At 41.0% G+C, this 234-nt stretch carries 1 protein-coding gene; it reads right to left on the reverse strand.

What is annotated here, in order from left to right:
* On the reverse strand, nucleotides 1-234 hold a 234-nt coding region (locus R0J92_RS26755), incomplete at both ends, for a hypothetical protein (protein WP_411053912.1).

Raw genomic sequence — 234 nt, forward strand, 5'->3', positions numbered from 1 at the left:
GTTATTTTTCCAAAAATGTTTGGAATCCGAAGTCGAGAAAAACTTCGCATCCGTTATGTATGAATCAAATAAAGATTGCAGTAATTGCAAGCGTTTCTTTCGGCGATTGTAACGTCTTCGCATACCTCTCTTAAGCCTGCGCCCTGTCGCACTCTCAGCTGCTTCAAACTCGTGGACGCCAAAAGCATGACGATGATTGTATGTGAGAATTTTGTAATCTTCATCAATGCATAC

It is taken from the genome of Tritonibacter sp. SIMBA_163 (assembly GCF_046535935.1).
Lineage (GTDB): Bacteria > Pseudomonadota > Alphaproteobacteria > Rhodobacterales > Rhodobacteraceae > Epibacterium > Epibacterium scottomollicae.